Origin of the sequence: Psychrobacter sp. TB20-MNA-CIBAN-0197, assembly GCF_040309765.1 — a bacterium.
GTDB lineage: Bacteria > Pseudomonadota > Gammaproteobacteria > Pseudomonadales > Moraxellaceae > Psychrobacter > Psychrobacter submarinus.
Window position 1 is genome coordinate 1 of sequence record NZ_JBEOPC010000162.1, and the last position, 382, is coordinate 382.

1 protein-coding gene is annotated in these 382 nt (G+C 50.5%); it reads left to right on the forward strand.

Translation table 11 applies throughout. The features are described from left to right. Nucleotides 1–382: aldehyde dehydrogenase family protein (locus AAEY83_RS13125; protein ID WP_351059399.1), on the forward strand; the 382-nt coding region annotated here is incomplete at both ends.

Consider the following 382-nt stretch of genomic DNA (forward strand, 5'->3'; position numbering starts at 1 on the left):
GGTGAAGTGGGTGGGGCATTAACCGCCGCTGACAATTTATCTGGTGTCATCTTTACCGGTTCGACCCAAACCGCGCAACGTATCAATCAAAGCCTCAATGATCATGCGCAAGCCAGCGGGGAGTTGCCCGTATTTATCGCTGAGACGGGTGGTCAGAACGCCATGATTGTCGATTCGACAGCACTACCTGAACAAGTAGTCAGAGATGCGGTGTTGTCTGCCTTTGGCTCAGCAGGTCAGCGTTGTTCAGCTTGTCGCATATTATGTGTACAAGAAGAAGTCGCTGATGAGTTGATTGAGCTACTGCAAGGCAATATGGCTGAACTGGTTGTAGGCAATCCGCTGTATGCAGCTACCGATGTCGGCCCAGTCATTGATAATG